The sequence below is a fragment of the Stenotrophomonas oahuensis genome (assembly GCF_031834595.1).
GTDB lineage: Bacteria > Pseudomonadota > Gammaproteobacteria > Xanthomonadales > Xanthomonadaceae > Stenotrophomonas > Stenotrophomonas oahuensis.
Genome location: NZ_CP115541.1, coordinates 1728041 through 1747611 on the forward strand (window position 1 = coordinate 1728041; position 19571 = coordinate 1747611).

The window sequence follows — 19571 nt, forward strand, 5'->3', positions numbered from 1 at the left end:
TCGATCGTATGGAAGCAGGGCGCTGGCAGCAGTTGTCGTCGCTGCTGGATCAGTTGCTGGAGTTGCCACCCGACCAGCGCGCCGCGCGCCTGGCCCGGCTGCACGCGTCCGACCCGACCCTTGCCGGGGAAGTGGAGCGGCTGCTGCAGCATGAAGCCGACAGCCACGATTTCATGGCCCAGCCGCTGTGGACGGCGGCACCGGAAGACAGCCGTGAGGGCACGCGCATCGGCCCCTACCGCCTGCTGCGCCGGCTGGGCGAAGGTGGCATGGGCGAGGTCTGGCTGGCCGAACGCGCCGACGGGCTGTACGAACGCCAGGTCGCACTGAAACTGTTGCGCAGCGGCTATGCCGACCCCGGCCTGCGCCAACGCTTCAGCCGTGAACGCGAAATTCTGGCGCGCCTGCAGCACCCGCACCTGGCGCAGTTGCTGGACGCCGGCATCGATCTGCAGGGCCAGCCCTATCTGGCGCTGGCCTACGTGGAAGGCGAGCCGATCACCGACTACTGCCAGCGCCTGCAGCTGCCGCTGGAGCGCCGGCTGAAGCTGATGCAGCAGGTATGCGCGGTGGTCAGCCACGCGCACGCCAACCTGATCGTGCACCGCGATCTGAAGCCTTCCAACATTCTGGTCACTGCAGACGGCGAGGTGAAGCTGCTGGATTTCGGCATTGCCAAGCTGCTTGATGACGAACAGCCGCGCGATCCTGGGGCGCACCCGCCCACCGAAGCGCGTGCGTTCACTCTGCACTACGCCGCGCCGGAGCAGGTGCGCGGCGAACCGGTGACCACGCTGACCGATGTGTACTCGTTAGGGGTGGTGCTGTTCGAGGTCATCACCGGACGCAAGCCGTATCGGCTGCGCCGCCTCAGCGACGCCGAATGGGAGCGCTCGATTCTGGAGGTGAACGCCCCGCGCGCATCGAGTCTCCTGTTACGCACCGACCCTGGTAGTGCCGGCCGCTGGCCGGCAACCGCAGCCGACCCCGAACCAAGTGCCGCCACACGTCGCCTGGCACGCCGCCTGCGCGGCGACATGGACACCATCCTGCTGAAGGCGCTGCAGAAGGAACCGGCGCAGCGCTACGCCTCGGTGGAGGCGTTGTCGCAGGACGTGCAGCGCTTTCTGGAGGGACGCCCCATTCACGCGCGCCCGCAGCGCGCGCTGTACCGGCTGCGCAAGTACCTGGGCCGGCACCGCTGGGGCGTGGCATTGGGCGCGGTCAGCGTGTTCGCCCTGCTGGTGCTGGCGGTGCTGGCCGTGTGGCAGATGCAGCAGGCGCGGCGCGAGATTGCCCGTGCGCAAGCCATGCAGGACTTCACCATCGGCCTGTTCGACCGCGCTGCCAGTGCGCGACACGGCAGCTTCGACGTCCGCCAGATGCTGGCGACCGGGCAGCAGCGTGGCGAAGCCGAACTGGCCGACCAGCCCTTGCCGTTGGCCGACCTGGAAGGGGTGATCGGGCGGCTGCGCATTGGCCTTGGCGATTACCAGCTGGCGCTGCAGACCCTGGACCGGCAGCGCGCGCTGCTGGAGCAGGTGGACGATGTGCCGCCGGAACTACAGCTGGAAGCGGTCACCCAACGCGGGCGCGCGTTGCGCATGCTGGGGCGCTCGCGCGAATGCGTAGCCCACCTGAGCCCGATGCAGGCGCTGGCCGCGCAGTACCAGCACGCGTTCCCTTCGCTGGTGGCCGAATACCACGCCCAGCTGGGCCGCTGCCAGCAGTTGCTGGGTTACAGGGGGCCCGCACGCGAGGCCTTTACCCAGGCGCTGAGCCTGCGCCGCGACCTCCTCAAGGACACCACCAGCACGGCGGAAAGCCTGGCCGACCTGGCCGCGCTGGACAGCGACGAAGGCCGTACCCAGGCCGCATTGGCGGGCTATCGGCAGGCGCTGCAGCTGCTGCAGCTGCGCACCAGCGAGCGTGACCCGCAGCGGGTCACCCTGCGCCGCCACCTGGGGGAAACGCTGGCCGCGCAGGGTGACCTGGACGCGGCCTCGCAGCACCTGCACATGGCGTGGAACGACGCACTTGGCCTGTACGGCCCCGACCACCCGGAAACCCTGGGCATCCGCCGCCTGCGCGGCACGTTGGCGCTGCAACGTGGCGACCTGGCTGAGGCCGAAGCGACCCTGCAGGAAGTACATCGGCTGACCCGGCTGGCGCTGGGCGATCGGCACCGCGATACCGGGGCCAGTTGGAACGCCATGGGCCACCTGGCACGAGAGCGCGGCGACACCGCGCAGGCAGTGGAGGATTTTGCCCGTGCGGTGGAGATCTGGCGTCAGCCCGATTGCGTAGGCCTGCTGCCGCTGGGGCTGTACGACTACGGCGTGGCGCTGGCCGACGCGGGGCGATGGGAGGAGGCGCTGGCGGCGCTGCGCGAAGGCCGCCAATGGCTGGCCGCGCAGCGCGGCGAAGACGATCCCATGGTGCAGCGCGCCGACTGGCGGATGGCCGACATCCTGGGAGCCCGGGTGGACCCGGTGGATGCCGGGCAGCGCCTGGCCGGGCTGATGGCACGACCAGCGCGCGGCGGGCCCGAAGCGGTGCTGCAGCAACACGCCGTCCAGCTGGCCTGGGCACGCAACCTGGTGCGGTTGGGGCAGAGCGTGGAAGCCGAGCGCGTGCTGGCCCAGGTGGTGGCCGTACCGGGTGCCGACCCGCGCACGCAGCAGCTGCGCTGGCGGGCGCGCCTGCTGCAGGGTCAGCTGCGCTGCAGCCAGGCCCCGCCGCGAGGCCGCGCGGCGCTGCTGGCGCTGCGTGACGACGTGCGCAGGCTTCGACCGGAGGGCGGCCGGGTGGCGCGCAGCATCGAACTGGCCCTGGGCGACTGCGGTGACGGGTCGCTGCACAGGGTCGCGTCGCGAGACTGAACGCTCCCCATTCATCACAGCGGCGATTTAACGTTCGCGTGCCTATGATGGCCGGCCCTTTCCTGCCTTTGCTGCCCTGCATGCAACGACGCGACTTCATCCGCAACGCTTCCCTGGCCCTGGCGGCCATCGGTTTTCCCGCGCTGCCGGCCTGCGCCGCGCAGGGCAACCAGGTGGGCCTGCGCCGGCTCGGCCAGCCGCAGCCGTTCGACTTCGCCACGCTCAAGGGCCAGGCCCGCGCGCTGTCCGAAGCCGCCTACAAGAGTCACCGCCGCACCCTGCCCGGGCCGCTGGAGGCGTTGGACTGGGACCAGTACCAGTCCATCCGCTACCGTCAGGACCACGCGCTGTGGGCCGACCAGCCCGGTCGCTTCCAGGCCAAGTTCTTCCACCTGGGTCTGTACTTCCATTCGCCGGTGCGGATGTTCGACGTGGTCAACGGCATCGCCCAGGAACTCGCCTATGACCCGGCCGCGTTCGACTACGGCAAGAGCGGTCTGAAGGGCAGCCACCTGCCTGCCGACCTGGGCTTTGCCGGCTTCCGCCTCAACACCCGCCAGGACACCGACCGCGACTTCGCCGCGTTCCTGGGGGCCAGCTATTTCCGCGCGGTCGGCAAGGAAGGACAGTACGGCCAGTCCGCGCGCGGCCTTGCGATCGACACCGGCATGGACCGTCCGGAGGAATTCCCGGACTTCATTGCCTATTTCCTGGAGCAGCCGGCCAAGGACTCCAACACCCTGGTGGTGTACGCCCTGCTGGATTCGCCCAGCGTGGCCGGTGCCTACCGCTTCGCCATCACCAACGGCGATGTGCTGTTGATGGACGTGGACGTGGCGCTTTATCCGCGCAAGACCATCGAGCGCCTGGGCATCGCACCGTGCACCAGCATGTACCAGGTGGGCGAGAACGACCGCCGCATGGCCTGGGACTGGCGTCCGGAAATCCACGATACCGACGGCCTGTCGATGTGGACCGGGGCCGGCGAGTGGATCTGGCGGCCGCTGAGCAACCCGCGCCAGCTGCGCTTCAACATGTTCGTGGACAACAACCCGAAGGGCTTCGGGCTGCTGCAGCGCGACCGCAATTTCGACCATTACCAGGACGACGGCGTGTTCTACGAGAAGCGCCCGTGCCTGTGGGTGGAACCGAAGGGCCAGTGGGGCAAGGGCTCGGTGCAGCTGGTGGAAATTCCCACCGTGGACGAGACCTTCGACAACATCGTCGCGTTCTGGAACCCGGAAGCCAAACCCCAGCCGGGCCAGGAAATGCTGCTGGGCTACCGCCTGTACTGGGGCGCGGAACCGCCGGCACGGCCGCCGCTGGCCCAGGCCGTGGCCACGCGCACCGGGCTGGGCGGGGTGATCGGCAAGAAGCGCGAGTACTTCTCGTGGCGTTTCGCGGTGGACTTCGAAGGCGGCGAGCTGGCCGCGCTGATCGACAAGGGCGAAGTGGAAGCGGTGGTGCAGACCAGCCGTGGTCGCACCGAGATTGTCTCTGCGCGTCCGCTGCGCGAGATCAAGGGTTACCGCGCCATGTTCGACCTGGTGCCGCCGGATGATTCCACCGATCAGATCGATATTCGTCTGTATCTGCGCAGTGGTGGCAAGACGCTGACGGAGACGTGGCTGTATCAGTACAACCCGCCGCCGGCCGGTGCGCCGGAGCGGACGTTGTATTGATCAACGGCGTACCGACCAACGGTATGCCCATCTACGATGGGCACCCTTCGGGCCGTCGGCAAGCGACGTTAGGAATGGCTTACGCCATTCCTTGCGGTACCTACCGGCTGCGCTTCACAACGGCAAGGCGGCCTGCATGGGCTCGATCCGGCCTTCGCCGCGCGTGATCTTCTTGAACTCGGCGCGGCTCACCGATACGTAGCGCTCGTTGCCGCCAATCTCCACCTGCGGGCCGTCCTGCACCGCGTGGCCGTGTTCGTCCACGCGCACGGTCATCGTGGCCTTCTTGCCGCTGTGGCAGATGGTTTTGATCTCCTGCATCTCGTCGGCCCAGGCCAACAGGTACTGGCTGCCCTCGAACAGCTCGCCGCGGAAGTCGGTGCGCAGGCCGTAGCACAGCACCGGAATGCGCAGCTGGTCGACCACCTCGCTGAGCTGCCAGACCTGGCTGCGGCTGAGGAACTGTGCTTCGTCGACCAGCACGCAGCCCAGCGGGCCGTGCGCGTCCAGATCCTGGCGGATCAGCTGCTCCAGATCGGTCTCGCGGTCGAACGCGATGCCGTCGGCCTTCAGCCCGATCCGGGAGGCGACCACGCCGCGCCCGGCGCGGTCGTCCAGGCGCGGGGTCAGGATCGCCACCCGCATGCCGCGCTCGCGGTAGTTGTGCGCCGACTGCAGCAGCGTGGTGGTCTTGCCGGCGTTCATCGCCGAATAGTAGAAGTAGAGCTTGGCCATGCTGGGGATTTTAAACGGCTGGAAGGGGGTTGTTCAGTCTGGTTGTTCAGCCGGGCAAGCCCGGCTCTACGGGGGGCACGACCCCGGTACAATGCCGGCTCCACGGAGAAGGCATGCACGGTCTCAACCCCCCTCAACGCGCCGCAGTGCTGCACTGCGAAGGTCCCCTGCTGGTGCTGGCTGGCGCGGGCAGCGGCAAGACGCGCGTGATCGTGGAAAAGATCGCCCAGCTGATCGCCAGCAAGCGCTATCCGGCGCGACGCATCGCGGCGATCACCTTCACCAACAAGTCGGCCAAGGAAATGCGCGAGCGTGTGGGCAAGCGCCTGCACGGCGATGACGCCGACGAAGTGACCATCTGCACCTTCCATGCGCTGGGGCTGAAGTTCCTGCAGATCGAACACGCGGCGGTCGGGCTCAAGCGCGGCTTCTCCATCTTCGACGCCGACGACGCCACCTCGCAGGTCAAGGACCTGATGTACGGGGCCAAGCCGGACGACATCGAGGACGTGAAAAATCTGATCTCGCGCGCGAAGAACGCTGGCCTGTCGCCCGAACAGGCAATGGCCGAAGCGCGCAGCAACCGCGAGAAGGAAGCGGCCAGCGTGTACGAGCGCTACCAGCTGCGCCTGACCGCGTTCAACGCGGTGGACTTCGACGACCTGATCCGCCTGCCGGTTCAGGTGCTGGAAGAACACCCGGACATCGCCCTGGCCTGGCGCGAGCGCATCGGCTACCTGCTGGTCGACGAATGCCAGGACACCAACGACGCCCAGTACCGGCTGCTCAAGCAGCTGGCGGGCAGCGCGGGTAACTTCACATGCGTAGGCGACGATGACCAGTCCATCTATGCGTGGCGCGGGGCAAACCCGGAAAACCTGCAGCAGATGGCGCGCGACTACCCCGCGCTTGAAATCATCAAGCTGGAGCAGAACTACCGCTGCTCCAACCGGGTACTGCGCGCGGCCAATGCGTTGATCGCCAACAATCCGCACGAACACCTGAAGAAGCTGTGGAGCGACCAGGCCGACGGTGAACGCATCCGCGTGTGGGAATGCCGCAACAGCGAGCACGAGGCAGAAAAGGTCGCCGCCGAGATTTCCTATCTCGCCACCTCCAAGCAGATTCCGTGGAGCGACTTCTGCATCCTGTTCCGCGGCAACTTCCAGTCGCGACCACTGGAAAAGGCGCTGCAGCTGGTACGCGCGCCGTACCACATCACCGGCGGCACCGCCTTCCTGGAGCGCCAGGAAGTGAAGGACACGCTGTCGTGGTTGCGCCTGCTGGTGAACCCGGACGACGACACCGCATTCATGCGCGCGGTGCAGTCACCCAAGCGCGAAGTGGGCGCGGGCACGCTGGCCAAGCTGGCCGAGCTGGCCTCGGAGAAGGACATGCCGATGGCGCAGGCGGCCGAAGCCCTCGGCGCGCTGGCGCAGTTGCCACCGCGCGCGGCCAACAGCCTGAGCCGATTCACCGACATCCTGCGTGACCTGCGTGCGGGCATGCCCCAGCTCAGCTCCGGAGACCTGGTGCGCAAGCTGGTGAAGGACTCCGGGCTGGTGTCTGAGCTGCGCAGCAGCTGCAAGGAAGAGTCCACCTACCAGCGCCGCCTGGGCAACCTGGAAGAACTGGCGCAGTGGTTCGAGGGCGGTCCGCGCGGCGCGTCCACCGCCGATCTCGCCGCGCAGCTGGCGCTGCTGTCGCGCAACGACAAGGATGACGGCGGCAACCAGGTGCGCATGATGACGCTGCACGCCTCCAAGGGCCTGGAATTTCCGTACGTGTTCATCGTTGGCTGCGAGGACGGCGTGCTGCCGCACCAGGTCAGCCTGGACGAAGGCACCCTGCAGGAAGAACGCCGGCTGCTGTACGTGGGCATCACCCGCGCCAAGGTGCAGCTGTGGATGAGCTACAGCAAGCTCACCCGCAAGTTCGGTGAGCACGTGCGGCTCAAGCCCAGCCGCTTCTTCGACGAGATTCCCGCCGAAGAGATGCAGCGCGACGGGGCCGATCCCGTCGCCGATGCCGCGCGCAAGAAAGAACGGGCCAACGCGGGACTGGCCGCGATCCAGGCGTTGTTCGACTAGGAGATGCCATGTCCGCCCTGATCCAGACCGATCGCCTGCACCTGCGTCTGATCGACCCCGACCACGACGCCGCTGACATGTTGGCCCTGCTCAACGAGCCGGGCTTCATCCGTAACATCGCCGACCGCGGCGTGCGCACGCTGGCGCAGGCACGCGATTACACCGCCGAGCGCGTGTTGGGCAGTTACACGCTCAACGGGTTCGGCATGTACGCGATCATCCGCCGCAGCGACGGCGCGTGGCTGGGCAATGCGGGGCTGGTGAAACGCCCGGAGCTGCCCGGGCCGGATATCGGCTATGCGTTGATGTCGCAGTACGAGGGGCAGGGCTATGCCTTCGAAGCTGCACGTGGCGTGCAACATTACGCGCGTGACCGGCTGGGATACCCGGAACTGTACGGCATCGTGGCACCGCATAACGCGCGCTCGGCGGCGTTGTTGCAGAAGCTGGGGATGGAGCCGCGCGGTCGCTTGCGCTTGCCGCCGCCGGTGGATGAAGAAGTATTGGTGTTCGCCACACCGGGTGCGTTGGCATTGGGGTGATCTGACGCTATCCGTTGGACACGCATGGCGTGTCCCTACACGACCGACGTCCCGCCGAACCGCCCGCACATTCGAACGACCCGCCGCGTAGTGACGCGCCATGCGCGTCAACCGCGGACCGTCATCGCGCGGGCATCAACCGCGCCCCAACAACTCCGCCACCTGCGCCTGTAATTCCGCCACAGTCGCCTCCAACTCAGCCACGCGCGCCTCCAACCCGGCATTACCGCCGCCCGACACCGGCGCAGCCCTGTACGCCTCGGCCAGCGCCTCTACATCCACCGGCCCACCCAGCAGGTGCATGAACCGGTCCTCGCGCTGCCCGCTGGCACGCGGCAGTTGTACCGCCAATCCGCGCTGGATCATCCGCTCCAGGTGGTGGCGCAGTTCGTCGGCGTCCTGGAACTGGAACAGGCGCTCGCTGCGGGTCAGCAGTTCACCCGTGGTCTGCGGGCCGCGCAGCAGCAACAGACCCAGCAGGGCCAGCTGCTGGCGGGTCAGGTCCAGCGCGCTGCCGGCGCGGTGCTCGAAGCGCTCGGCACGCGAGGAAAACTGCTGCCGGGCCAGGCCCAGGCCCTCCAGCTGGCGCAGCGCATGGTGCACGTCGCCGGCCGACAGCTGCATCACCGGTTCGCGCGCGGTTTTCTGGTTGGCCGCCACCTGGGTGGCATTCACGGTCAGCGGGTAGGCGTCCGGGGTGGTGGCCTCTTTCTCGATCAGGCAGCCCAGCGCGCGGGCCTGGGCCGCGTTCAGCACGGGCAGGGCGGGGGTCTGGGTGTCGTCGTTCACGGGCGCGCTCCGGGGCGTTCAGGGGCGTGCAGCATAGCCGAGGCCCGCAGCGGCCATGAACCGCACGGCCTTACCCGGTAAACTGGCGCGAATCTGTTGCTGGTGAGCCACATGCGTCGTTCTGCTGCCGTATCCCTGTCCGTTCTTGCCTGCGCCGTGATGGCGCTCAGCGCCTGCAAGCGCACCGAGACCGCCGCCGCTCCGGCGGAGGCCGCCCCGGCTGCTGCGGCGGCGAAGCCCGAGGCGGCCGATGCCACCGCCAACGACAACCTCAACGCGGTGCTGTGGATGCAGCGTTCGCAGGAATACCGCGCCATCACCGAGCAGACCTACCGCTCGGCCGCCGACCACCTGGACAAGGCGCTGAAGGAAGCGAACTGGGACGCACTGGTGCCGGAAGAACGCGGCAACGACGCCAAGGGCCTGAAGCCGGCCGTCGTGCTGGACGTGGACGAGACCGTGCTGGACAACTCGCCCTACCAGGCGCGCCTGGTCCGCGATGGCAAGGAATACGACGAAGTGACCTGGGCGCAGTGGGTCGCCGAGAAGAAGGCCAAGGCCATTCCGGGTGTGGTTGATTTCGCCAAGGCGGCCAACGCCAAGGGCGTGACTCTGCTGTACATCTCCAACCGTGCCGTGCACCTGAAGGAAGCGACCCTGGCCAACCTGCGCAGCGAAGGCCTGCCGGTGGCCGATGACAGCGTGTTCCTGGGCCTGGGCACGGTGGTGGAAGGCTGCGAGCAGAACGGCAGCGAGAAGAACTGCCGTCGCCGCCTGGCCGGGCAGAAGTACCGCGTGCTGATGCAGTTCGGCGACCAGCTGGGTGACTTCGTGGAAGTCACCGCCAACACCAACGAGGCGCGCGACGCCCTGCAGCAGCAGTACCACGATTGGTTCGGCGAGCGCTGGTGGATGCTGCCCAACCCGAGCTACGGCGGCTATGAGCCGGCCCAGTTCAACAACGACTACAGCCAGTCGCGCGAGGCGCGCCATGACGCCAAGCGTGCTGCCCTGGACTACGCGCCGTGAGCCGCGCACCGCTGCCGCTGCGTGATGACGAGCGCCTGATCTTCGCGCTGGACGTGCACGGCCAGGAGGAAGCGCTGGCCTGGGTCGACCGTCTTGGCGATGCGGTGTCGTTCTACAAGATCGGCATGGAACTGCTGGCGTCCGGCGAGTACTTCCAGGTGCTCGACGCGCTGGCCGCACGCGACAAGCGCGTGTTCGTCGACCTGAAGTTCTTCGACATCCCCGCCACGGCTGCCGCCGTGATCAAGCGCCTGTCGCAGTGGCCGGTGAGCTACGCCACCATCCACGGCTGGCACCCGGCCATGATGGAGGCCTGTGCCGCCGCGAACAGCAGCGACATGCGCCTGTTGGCGGTGACCGTGCTGACCTCGATGGGCCACGACGACCTGCGCGGCATGGGCATCGACCGCGAACCGGTGCAGGTGGTGGTTGAGCGCGCGCTGGCCGCCCAGGCCGCCGGCATCGACGGGGTGATCGCCTCCGGCCAGGAAGCCGCACCGATCCGTGCCGCGACCGGGGCCGGTTTCTCCATCGTCTGCCCGGGCATCCGCCCCGGCGGTCCGGTGGGCGATGACCAGAAGCGCACTGTGGGCGTGGCCCAGGCCTTTGCCGACGGAGCCGATGCGATTGTGGTCGGGCGTCCGATCCGGCTCGCGGCCGACCCGCATGCCGCTGCCCTGGCGATCCAGGACGAGATCCGCAGCGCACTGCGGTAGGGATACTCCCACACAGCGGAACCACGTCCCGGTTCCGCTGTGAACCCGCATCCAGTATTGAAGCCATCAATCGAACTGCCGGACGGGTTGCGCGGAAAAGCGTGACCGGCTTTGCAGTTCCGTGCCGGCCCTTTGCCGTCGAATCGACCCCGATCCCGCCCGCACCCACCCGGCGAGGCGACGGTCGATTCCATTCTGCAAAGGAAGTTGCTGCATGCATCGCACTTACCGCCCGGCGCTGGCCGCCGCGCTGATCACCGCTCTGTTCCCGCTGTCGGCGCTGGCGGCACCCGCCGCTCCGGATCTCCCGGCTGAGACCGCCGCCCCCCGCATCATCGGCGGCCAGGATGCCGAGCCCGGACAGTACCCCTTCATGGTCAGCCTGCAGCGTCTGCGCCGCGGCGACACGGATCACCTGCGGCACAGCTGCGGGGCCACGCTGATCTCGCCGTCCTGGGTGCTGACCGCAGCCCACTGCGTGGACGACGTGCGCGCCAATGACCTGGCCGCGGCCACCGGGCTGCATACCCTGGACACCGCACCCCGCCGACGCGTCTCCAACGTCAAGGCCATCCATGTGCACCCGGCCTACGACGCCACCACGCTGGTCAACGATGTTGCCCTCGTCCAGCTCAAGCGCCCGGTAGCCAAGGCAGAAACCGTCGACATCCTGCTGGAAGGGGACGGCACCTACCTGCGCCCGGGACGCTCGTTCACCGTCACCGGCTGGGGCGTGACCGACATGGATGCCGATGACCTGCCCACCGTGCTGCAGACGGTGCAGGTGCCGTTCGTGGGCTTCAAGCAGTGCGCCCAGGCCTATCCGGACCTGCAGGCGGGCACCGCCATCTGTGCTGGCACCGAGGGCCGGGACAGCTGCCAGGGCGACTCGGGTGGGCCGTTGATGGTCCAGCGCAAGGGCCGCTGGACCGTGCTGGGCACGGTCAGCTGGGGCGAAGGCTGTGCCCTGCCGGGCCTGCCCGGGGTCTATGCGCGGCTGTCCAACGGCCATGTGCGTGACTTCGTGCTGGCCACCTGGACCGGCGACTGAGTCCCCCCGGACGGCGGCGCGGTAGACGCCGCCGTCCACCTCGCGGCAAGATGCGGACCGGTCCGGGGAGTCCGAATTCATGTCCATGCCGTTGATGCCGGGGCGCTGCCGCCACTGGGTGTTGTCGCTGTCGTTGTGTGGGGTGGTGGTACTGGCAGGCTGCAAAAAAGACGCCATTGATCCGGCCGCACCCGCGTCCGAACCGGTGGCGGCGCTGCAGCAGCTGGCCCGCCATGTCGCCGATGACGACCTGGTGGGCTATGCCCGCGCCTCGGTGCCGGCAGACCAGTACGCCCGCCTGGAGGCGGCCTGGGCGGCCGGCCACAGCCGCTGGCCGCTGACCGAGCTGCCGCTGGACGGCCAGCTGCTGCCGCTGCTGGCCAACCTGTCGCAGCCGGATGCACCGCAGCGCCTGCAACGCTCGTTCAAGGCGCAGATCGCCGGCCAGGCCGGGCAGGTGCGCCAGGCCGCACATTCGATGGGGTTGTTCGGGGTGCAGTACCTGCGCAACCAGGCCGACTACAGCGAGGAAGAGCGCGCCCACTACGTGCAGCTGGTGGAGGTGCTGAGCCGCTGGGCCGGGGCCGCGCCGCTCACCGACAAGCAGCGCGCCACCACCACCATCACCCTGCTGACCGCCACCGCCAGCACCACCGGGCTCAGCACCGACGCCCAGCTGCAGGCGGCCGGCATGGAGCAGAGCCTGCGCCAGCTGGGCCCCTTCCTGAAGGCGGTCAAGACCGCACTGGCCAGCTATGGCCTGCCTCTGGACACCTCCCTGCGCGAGGTGCGCGGCGAGTTGGTCAGCCAGGACGGCGACACCGCGGTGGTCCACATCCAGTACCCGCTGGCCAGCGAAACCATCGACGCGCAGGTGCACATGACCCGCCGCCAGGGTCACTGGTACCTGACCCGGGTGCTGGAAGACACCGACGCCCTGCTGGCCGCCGCCGATGCCGCGAAAGCTGAACAGGATGCGGCAAAAGCGGCCGAAGCAGAGGCCGCCGCCAGCGTCAAGGACGATGCTTCCGCACCGGCTAAGCCATAATGAAGCCGATGCCGAACCAGAATTCCCTGCCTTTCCCCGGCGAAGAGCCGCCCAAGACGCCCGTTGATGGGGCGTCGCCCGACACCGCACCCGTGACCCCGGCCGCCGCCGAGGCTGCGCCGGTGGACGCCGAGCCGGCCGCCATCGTGCCCGGCCCGCGCGCGCCGCAGGGCCGCCGCCCGTGGTGGGCGCGCCTGCTGGGCCGGCTGGTGGAGCCGTGGCTGTCGCTGAAGATCGAACCCGAACACCCCGGCCAGTACAACGACGGCCGCCCGGTGATCTACGTGCTGGAGGACTACGGTCTGTCCAACGCGCTGATCCTGGACAAGGCCTGCCGCGATGCCGGCCTGCCGTCGCCGCTGGTGCCGATCGCCGGTGACCCCACCGGGCGCAAGCGCGCCTATGTGGCGCTGTCACGGCGCAGCAGCAGCAACTCGCTGATTCCCGAACAGCGTGGAGCCAAGACCCACTCCGATTCGCTGGCCAAGGTGCTGCAGGCCCATCGAACCCGCGACGAGCTGGACGTACACCTGGTGCCGGTGTCGATCTTTGTCGGCCGTGCACCGGATAAGACCAGCGGCTGGTTCGCGGTGCTGTTCTCGGAAAACTGGGCACTGGTCGGCCGCTTCCGCCGCCTGCTGGCGGTGCTGCTGAACGGCCGCAGCACCATCGTGCGCTTCGCCCCGCCGATTTCGCTGCGGTCCACGGTGAACGAGGGGCTGGACCCCGAGCGCACTGTGCGCAAGCTGCAGCGCGTGCTGCGCACCCATTTCCGCCGCATCCGCGAGTCGGTGATCGGGCCTGACCTGTCCACCCGCCGCCTGCTGGTGGACAAGGTGCTGGACGCCGACACCGTGCGCGAAGCCATTGCCTCGCAGGCCAAGCGGGACAACTCCAAGCCGGCCGACGCCTGGAAGAAGGCGCATGCCTACGCCTGGGAAATTGCCGCCGACTATTCCAGCCCGGTGGTGCGTTCGGCCAGCTTCATGCTCAGCCACGTCTGGAACCGCATCTACGCCGGCGTGCTGGTGCACCACCTGGACAAGTTCAAGGCCGCCGCGCCGGGCCACGAAGTGGTCTACGTGCCCAGCCATCGCAGCCACATGGACTACCTGCTGCTGAGCTACCTGCTGTACGACCGCGGCATCGTGCCGCCGCACATCGTGGCCGGCATCAACCTGAACCTGCCGGTGGTCGGCACCCTGCTGCGCAAGGGCGGCGCGTTCTTCATCCGCCGCTCGATCCGTGGCAACGCGCTGTATTCGGCGGTGCTCAGCGAGTACGTCGCCCAGCTGGTGGCCGGCGGCTACTCCATCGAGTACTTCGTCGAAGGCGGGCGCTCGCGTACCGGCCGTCTGCTGCAGCCCAAGGGCGGCATGATCTCGATGACACTGCGCGCGTTCCTGCGCCAGCCGCGCAAGCCGGTGCTGTTCCAGCCGGTGTACATCGGCTACGAAAAGCTGATGGAAGGCGGCAGCTACCTGGACGAACTGTCCGGCCGGCCGAAGGAAAAGGAATCGATCTGGTCGCTGCTGTGGGGCATTCCCAAGGTGCTCAAGCAGAACTTCGGCCAGGTGGTAGTGAACTTCGGCGAACCCATCGAGTTGAACCGCGTGCTGGCCGAGCAGGCCCCGGAATGGGCCGGCCAGCCGGTGGGCGAGGATGAGAAACCCAGCTGGCTGTCGGGCACGGTGGATCACCTGGCCGAGCGCATCCAGGTGCACATCAACGCCGCTGCCGACGTCAATCCGATCAACCTGCTGGCACTGGCGCTGCTGTCTACGCCCAAGCATGCGATGGGCGAGGCCGACCTGATCGCGCAGATCCAGCTGTGCAAGACCCTGCTGGGGGAAATGCCGTATTCGGACCGGGTGACGGTGACCCCGCATTCGCCCGAGCGCATCATCGCCCACGCCGAGGAAATCAACGTCCTCACCCGCATCAAGCACCCGCTGGGCGACGTGCTCAGCGTGAGCGGCGACACCGCGGTGCTGCTGAGCTACTTCCGCAACAACGTCATCCACCTGTTCACCGCGTCGTCGTGGGTGGCCTGCTGCTTCCAGAACAACCGTCGCATGAGCCGCACCGGGCTGGTCCAGCTGGGACGCACGGTGTACCCGTTCCTGCAGGCCGAGCTGTTCCTGCCATGGACCGAAGACCAGTTTGCCCAGCGCATCGAGCAGACCATCAACGTGTTCGTGCGCGAGGGCCTGCTGCAGAACGTGAACGACGACGACGGCGGCATCCTGGCCCGCAATACCGGGCAGACCGACGAAGTGTTCCGCCTGCGTGCCATCGGCCATTCGCTGCAGCAGGCATTCGAGCGTTACTACATCGCCATTTCGGTGCTGGTGAAGAACGGCCCCGGCACGCTGGGTGCGGCCGAGCTGGAAAGCCTGTGCCAGCAGGCGGCGCAGCGCCTGAGCCTGCTGTACGCGCCGGCCGCTCCGGAGTTCTTCGACAAGACCCTGTTCCGTGGCTTCATCCAGAAGCTGCGCGAGCTCCGCCTGGTGTGGCCGGACGAGAACAGCAAGCTGCTGTTCGACCAGCGCCTGGATGCGTGGGCGAAGGATGCCAAGTTCATCCTGGGCCGCGAATTACGCCACACGATTGAACGTGTGAGCCCGGAAGCGGCGAAGCCCGAAGAACCGGTGGCGCAGGATTGATACCGGCGTGACGACCAACGGTCGTCACCCACCGGTTACGCCGGCTCGTCCGGAATCAGCATGTCTTCCAGCTTGGCGATGCAGTCCTTCAGCCGCAGCTTGTCGCGCTTGAGTCGCTTGAACTCCAGCTCGTCCTCGCCATTGGCGGCCATCCGCTCGATCCGCTGGTCGAGCTCACGGTGCTCCTGCCGCAATACGGCAAGACGGGCGCTGATCTGATCGGGCGTGTAGGTTTCCATCAGCTGTCGAGCATACACACCCGGCATGAAGCGTGGGGGTGAACATGGTCATCGGACCGGTCGCATCCCCTGCGATGCGAGCCGGTAGAATGACAAGATGTCCGTCGTCCTGCCCCTGCCCGATCCTGCTCCCCGCGCCGCGCGCGCGGACGCGGCCGCGCAGGACAAGCTGGCGCGCCAGCTGCGCCGCCAGGTCGGCCAGGCGATTGCCGATTTCGGCATGATCGAAGAGGGCGACCGGGTGATGGTCTGCCTGTCCGGCGGCAAGGACAGCTACACCCTGCTCGACGTGCTTTTGCAGCTGCAGAAGAAGGCTCCCATCCGCTTCGAACTGGTTGCGGTGAACCTGGACCAGAAGCAGCCCGACTTCCCCGCCCACGTGCTGCCCGACTACCTGCGCGGTATCGGCGTGCCGTATCAGATCATCGAACAGGACACCTATTCGGTGGTCAGCCGGGTCATTCCGGAAGGCCGCACGATGTGTTCCCTGTGTTCTCGGCTGCGTCGCGGCGCGCTGTACCGGCACGCGGCCGAGCATGGCTTCAGCAAGATCGCGCTGGGCCACCATCGCGACGACAGCGTGGCCACGTTCTTCCTCAACCTGTTCCACCATGCCAAGCTGTCGGCGATGCCGCCCAAGCTGCGCAGCGACGATGGCCAGCATGTGGTGATCCGGCCGCTGGCTTACGTGAGCGAGGCCGACATCAGCGCGTATGCGCAGGCGAAGGCATTCCCGATCATCCCGTGCAACCTGTGTGGCAGCCAGGACAACCTGCAGCGCCGCCAGGTGCAGCAGATGCTGCAGCAGTGGGAACAGCAGCACCCCGGCCGCATCGACCAGATCGCGCGCGCGCTGGGCAACATCCATCCCTCGCAGCTGGCCGACCCGGCGCTGTTCGACTTCCTGGCGCTGGCCCCCGTGCCCGCGCGCGCAGATACGCCTTCATCCTTCACGAACTGACTTCCGGAATTCCATGTTCTTTCGCAACCTGACGCTGTTCCGCTTTCCCACCGCCACCGATTTTTCCGAAGTCGACACCCTGCTGCCGCAGGTGCTGCTGAAGCCGGTCGGTCCGCTTGAAATGACCTCGCGTGGTTTCATTTCGCCGTTCGGCCGCGACGAAAAAGAAGTGTTCTCGCACCGCATCGGCGATGCCCTGTGGCTGGCCGTAGGCGGTGAAGACAAGATCCTGCCCGGTGCGGTGGTCAACGACCTGCTGGCACGCAAGCTGGAAGAGATCGAAGAAAAAGAAGGGCGCAAGCCCGGCGGCCGCGAGCGCAAGCGCCTGAAGGACGACCTGCTGCACGAACTGATGCCGCGCGCCTTCGTGAAGAGTTCGCGTACCGACGCGCTGATCGACCTCACCCACGGTTACGTGGCAGTGGACTGCTCCAGCAGCAAGAAGGGCGAGAACGTGATGTCCGACATCCGCAGCCTGCTCGGCAGCTTCCCGGCGATGCCGCTGAATGCCGAAGTGGCCCCGCGCTCGATCCTGACCGGCTGGATCGCCGGCGAGCCGCTGCCGACCGGGCTGAGCCTGGGCGAAGAGTGCGAGATGAAGGACCCGGTGGAAGGCGGCGCGGTGGTCAAGTGCCAGCACCAGGAGCTGCGCTGCGACGAGATCGACAAGCACCTGGATGCCGGCAAGCAGGTGACCAAGCTGGCCCTGGTGTTCGAGGACAACCTGTCGTTCGTGCTGGGTGACGACCTGATCGTGCGCAAGCTGAAGTTCCTGGACGGCGCGCTGGACCAGCTGGAACACGCCGACGACGACGGCCGCCGCGCCGAGCTGGACGCCCGTTTTGCCCTGCAGAGCGGCGAGATCCGTCGCCTGTTCCTGCTGCTGGAAGAGGCCTTCAAGCTCAGCAAGGCGGATTGATCGCCTTCGTCCCGCCTGAACATGCGCCGGCCCCGGTCGGCGCTATGCTGTACCCATGTCCGGACTCCTCCGCCGCCTGATCTCACCGGCCCCGCCCACCCTGCAACGCGACACCGTTCGCCTGCGCCTGGAGGATGCCGAAATCGATGTGCTGCGCGTGCGCGATCCGCGCGCGCGCCGGATCAAGCTCAGCGTTGACGAGCGCGGCGTGCGCCTGACCCTGCCGCCGCGCGCCAGCCTGGTGATGGGTGAACGCTTCCTGCAGGAACACCGGGGCTGGTTGTCCGAGCAGCTGCGCAACTACCAGTCGCACAATCTGCCGCCGCCGCTGGTGATCGGCGAGCCCGGCCTGTTGCCGCTGCGCGGGGAACTGCTGCCGCTGCGCTGGGAAACAGGCCGCTATGCGCATTTCGAGCTGGGCGTGGACGAAGCCTGCCTGCATTGGCCGGCGCGCGGTACCGATGCCATGCTTAAGCGAACGCTGCGCGAGTTCTATGAGGCGCAGACCCGCGCCGATGTCGGCCAGTGGCTGCCGCGTTATCTGCCCGGTCTGCCGCGCGCACCGGCGCGGCTGCGTCTGAAGGTGATGTCCTCGCAGTGGGGATCACTGGCCCCGGATGGCAGCATGGCGCTGGACCTGGCGTTGGTGCTGGGGCGCCCATCGGCGTTCGAGTACGTGCTGGTGCACGAGCTGTGTCACCTGATCCAGGCCAATCATTCGCAGGCGTTCTGGGACGAGGTGGAACAGCGGTTCCCGGCGTGGCGGAAAGAGCGGGATTATTTCCAGCGCGAGGGGCGCAAGCTCAAGGCGATGCTGCGGCAAATGTTGTAACCCCCGCGACGTCACCCCGCGCGCTTTGCAGCGGCCTGGGCCCAGCGCGCGGCTACGCGCGGGGCGGTGATGCACACCGCCTGGTCGGTCACCGTGGTCACCGCGCGCTCCAGCAGCTGGATGTCAGCTTCATGCTGGCGCGCCACATGCGGGTCTTCGAAGAAAATCGCGCGCTGGCAGCGACCTTCCAGCACCCGGTCGGCAATCTGCGCGTCGCCGCCCATCGGGCCGCTCTGGTAACGGGTCACCCATTCCTGGTCCTGCGGCCAGCCTTTGCTCCAGGCCAGTTCGTTCAGCCGCTGCCCGGTGGTGCCGGTGCCCACGCGGTGCTGGAAACGCGCCAGCACGTCGAAGTGTTCATCGGCAAAGGCCAGCATGGCCGGCTTCATCGCATCGTGGGCGATCAAGGCCAGGGTCTGCTGTTCAAACGCATGCAGGTCGTCCGCGCCGGCGTCTGCCGCTAGCCCCGCGTGCACCCGTTCCACCTCGATCCAGTCACGCGCGGTGGCGACGGTGGAGATGAACGGCTTGCCGTGGATCACGCACTGGCGCTTGAGCGCGGTGGCTTCGGGGAACACAGAAGACGGGTCTACCGGGTCCATGAGGTAGATCGCGCCGTCCAGGGTGCGCTCGGGTGTGCCCATGCCCACCACTTCGGCCACCAGCTTCATCAGGCCGCCCTCGCGGCCGTTGGGGTAGCGGTGCAGGGCAGGGAGGTCCTTGAGGAAGCCCAGGCGCTGGATGGCGTCGTAGGTGCGTCCCACCGCATGCAGTTCAACGCCCAGTTCGCGCAGTCCCGCCTCGCAGGGGCCGAGCCAACGGAACAGCGCGGCGTGCTTGTCATGGTGGTGCAGACGGTTGGCGGCCAAGCCGATGCGCATGGGGCGTCCTTGGGGATGTGATGCCCGACAGTGTAGGGCGATCACCGGTGGCGTAGTGACGCGCCATGCGCGTCAACGCGCCCTGTGATCACCCGTAGAGCAACGCCCTGCGTGGCTGCCCAAGGCCTTCACACCTTTTCGTAGAAGTTGCATAGCCCAAAAACGGGCCACAACCGACATTGACGCCCTCCCAACCGTCAATCAGGACAACCCCGCCATGACCGTCGCCGTTTCCCCCATCGACCCGTCCGTGAAGTCACTGGCCGCCGACCGCAGCGCCCGCATCCGCGCCCTGGGCCGCCTGCTGCGCCACGCCAGCACCGGCGACGCCGATGTACTGCTGGCCGGGCTGGCGCGCATGCTGGACGCGCATATCGGCCACGACCATGGCGATGACGCCAGCAATGGCCGCATTCGTGATCAGCTGGATGAGATTGAGCTGCTGCTGGCGTTGGAGATTGAACGCGCCGGGGTGCGGGTGGGACCGCTGTTGTCCAGCGCAGCTTGAT

At 67.7% G+C, this 19571-nt stretch carries 17 protein-coding genes; 13 read left to right on the forward strand and 4 right to left on the reverse strand.

Features of this window, described 5'->3' with window-relative positions:
* The first annotated feature begins 8 nt into the window (after positions 1-8).
* On the forward strand, positions 9-2882 hold the full coding sequence (locus PDM29_RS07505) for a protein kinase domain-containing protein (protein ID WP_311193226.1): 2874 nt from the start codon (positions 9-11) through the stop codon (positions 2880-2882).
* An 80-nt stretch (positions 2883-2962) separates the two neighbouring features.
* Positions 2963-4564, forward strand: coding sequence for an OpgD/OpgG family glucan biosynthesis protein (locus PDM29_RS07510; RefSeq protein ID WP_311193227.1), 1602 nt, complete (start codon positions 2963-2965; stop codon positions 4562-4564).
* Between the two features lie 114 nt (positions 4565-4678).
* Here PDM29_RS07510 and PDM29_RS07515 read toward each other — a convergent pair whose 3' ends face one another.
* Entirely contained in the window at positions 4679-5299 is a 621-nt protein-coding gene (locus PDM29_RS07515; RefSeq protein ID WP_311193228.1) for a thymidine kinase, read from the reverse strand.
* Positions 5300-5412: 113 nt separating this feature from the next.
* Here PDM29_RS07515 and PDM29_RS07520 point away from each other — a divergent pair, with 113 nt between their 5' ends.
* Both PDM29_RS07520 and PDM29_RS07525 read left to right on the forward strand, forming a co-directional pair.
* Positions 5413-7389 (forward strand): UvrD-helicase domain-containing protein, encoded by a 1977-nt coding sequence (locus tag PDM29_RS07520; protein WP_311193229.1) that lies wholly within the window; start codon positions 5413-5415, stop codon positions 7387-7389.
* Positions 7390-7397: 8 nt separating this feature from the next.
* Positions 7398-7931: a GNAT family N-acetyltransferase gene (locus tag PDM29_RS07525; RefSeq protein ID WP_311193230.1), complete on the forward strand. Its 534-nt coding sequence runs from the start codon at positions 7398-7400 to the stop codon at positions 7929-7931.
* A gap of 135 nt (positions 7932-8066) precedes the next feature.
* Here PDM29_RS07525 and PDM29_RS07530 read toward each other — a convergent pair whose 3' ends face one another.
* A complete protein-coding gene (locus PDM29_RS07530) occupies positions 8067-8720 on the reverse strand; it encodes a YceH family protein (RefSeq protein WP_311193231.1) in 654 nt (217 codons plus the stop codon).
* Positions 8721-8822: 102 nt separating this feature from the next.
* On the opposite strand from PDM29_RS07530, the gene PDM29_RS07535 reads away from it, so the two are divergent.
* From PDM29_RS07535 to plsB, 5 genes are all read left to right on the forward strand, one after another.
* Positions 8823-9749: a 5'-nucleotidase, lipoprotein e(P4) family gene (locus PDM29_RS07535; RefSeq protein WP_425508726.1), complete on the forward strand. Its 927-nt coding sequence runs from the start codon at positions 8823-8825 to the stop codon at positions 9747-9749.
* Positions 9746-10465 carry an orotidine-5'-phosphate decarboxylase gene (pyrF, locus tag PDM29_RS07540; RefSeq protein WP_311193233.1) on the forward strand — a complete coding sequence of 240 codons (720 nt, stop codon included), beginning with the start codon at positions 9746-9748 and terminating at the stop codon, positions 10463-10465. Before PDM29_RS07535 ends, pyrF begins: the two co-directional genes overlap by 4 nt.
* Before the next feature lie 214 nt (positions 10466-10679).
* Positions 10680-11516: a S1 family peptidase gene (locus tag PDM29_RS07545; RefSeq protein ID WP_311193234.1), complete on the forward strand. Its 837-nt coding sequence runs from the start codon at positions 10680-10682 to the stop codon at positions 11514-11516.
* 79 nt (positions 11517-11595) lie between these two features.
* On the forward strand, positions 11596-12564 hold the full coding sequence (locus PDM29_RS07550) for a hypothetical protein (RefSeq protein WP_311193235.1): 969 nt from the start codon (positions 11596-11598) through the stop codon (positions 12562-12564).
* A complete protein-coding gene (gene plsB / locus PDM29_RS07555; RefSeq protein WP_311193236.1) occupies positions 12564-15230 on the forward strand; it encodes a glycerol-3-phosphate 1-O-acyltransferase PlsB in 2667 nt (888 codons plus the stop codon). The genes PDM29_RS07550 and plsB overlap by 1 nt, the downstream gene beginning before the upstream one ends.
* Before the next feature lie 35 nt (positions 15231-15265).
* On the opposite strand, the gene PDM29_RS07560 is transcribed toward plsB, so the two are convergent.
* Positions 15266-15469 (reverse strand): YdcH family protein, encoded by a 204-nt coding sequence (locus PDM29_RS07560; protein WP_311193237.1) that lies wholly within the window; start codon positions 15467-15469, stop codon positions 15266-15268.
* Positions 15470-15566: 97 nt separating this feature from the next.
* On the opposite strand from PDM29_RS07560, the gene ttcA reads away from it, so the two are divergent.
* Genes ttcA through PDM29_RS07575 form a run of 3 tightly spaced genes read left to right on the forward strand, consistent with a single transcriptional unit; the run spans position 15567 to position 18181 of the window.
* Entirely contained in the window at positions 15567-16430 is an 864-nt protein-coding gene (ttcA, locus tag PDM29_RS07565) for a tRNA 2-thiocytidine(32) synthetase TtcA (protein ID WP_311193238.1), read from the forward strand.
* Positions 16431-16443: 13 nt separating this feature from the next.
* Positions 16444-17349 (forward strand): recombination-associated protein RdgC, encoded by a 906-nt coding sequence (locus PDM29_RS07570; RefSeq protein WP_311193239.1) that lies wholly within the window; start codon positions 16444-16446, stop codon positions 17347-17349.
* Positions 17350-17404: 55 nt separating this feature from the next.
* Complete coding sequence (locus tag PDM29_RS07575; protein WP_311193240.1) at positions 17405-18181, forward strand: M48 family metallopeptidase; 777 nt, start codon at positions 17405-17407, stop codon at positions 18179-18181.
* A gap of 11 nt (positions 18182-18192) precedes the next feature.
* Here PDM29_RS07575 and PDM29_RS07580 read toward each other — a convergent pair whose 3' ends face one another.
* Positions 18193-19062 carry a methylglyoxal synthase gene (locus PDM29_RS07580; protein ID WP_311193241.1) on the reverse strand — a complete coding sequence of 290 codons (870 nt, stop codon included), beginning with the start codon at positions 19060-19062 and terminating at the stop codon, positions 18193-18195.
* A gap of 217 nt (positions 19063-19279) precedes the next feature.
* Between PDM29_RS07580 and PDM29_RS07585 the strand changes: the two genes are divergently transcribed.
* Positions 19280-19570 carry a hypothetical protein gene (locus PDM29_RS07585; protein WP_311193242.1) on the forward strand — a complete coding sequence of 97 codons (291 nt, stop codon included), beginning with the start codon at positions 19280-19282 and terminating at the stop codon, positions 19568-19570.
* Position 19571: the final 1 nt, after the last annotated feature.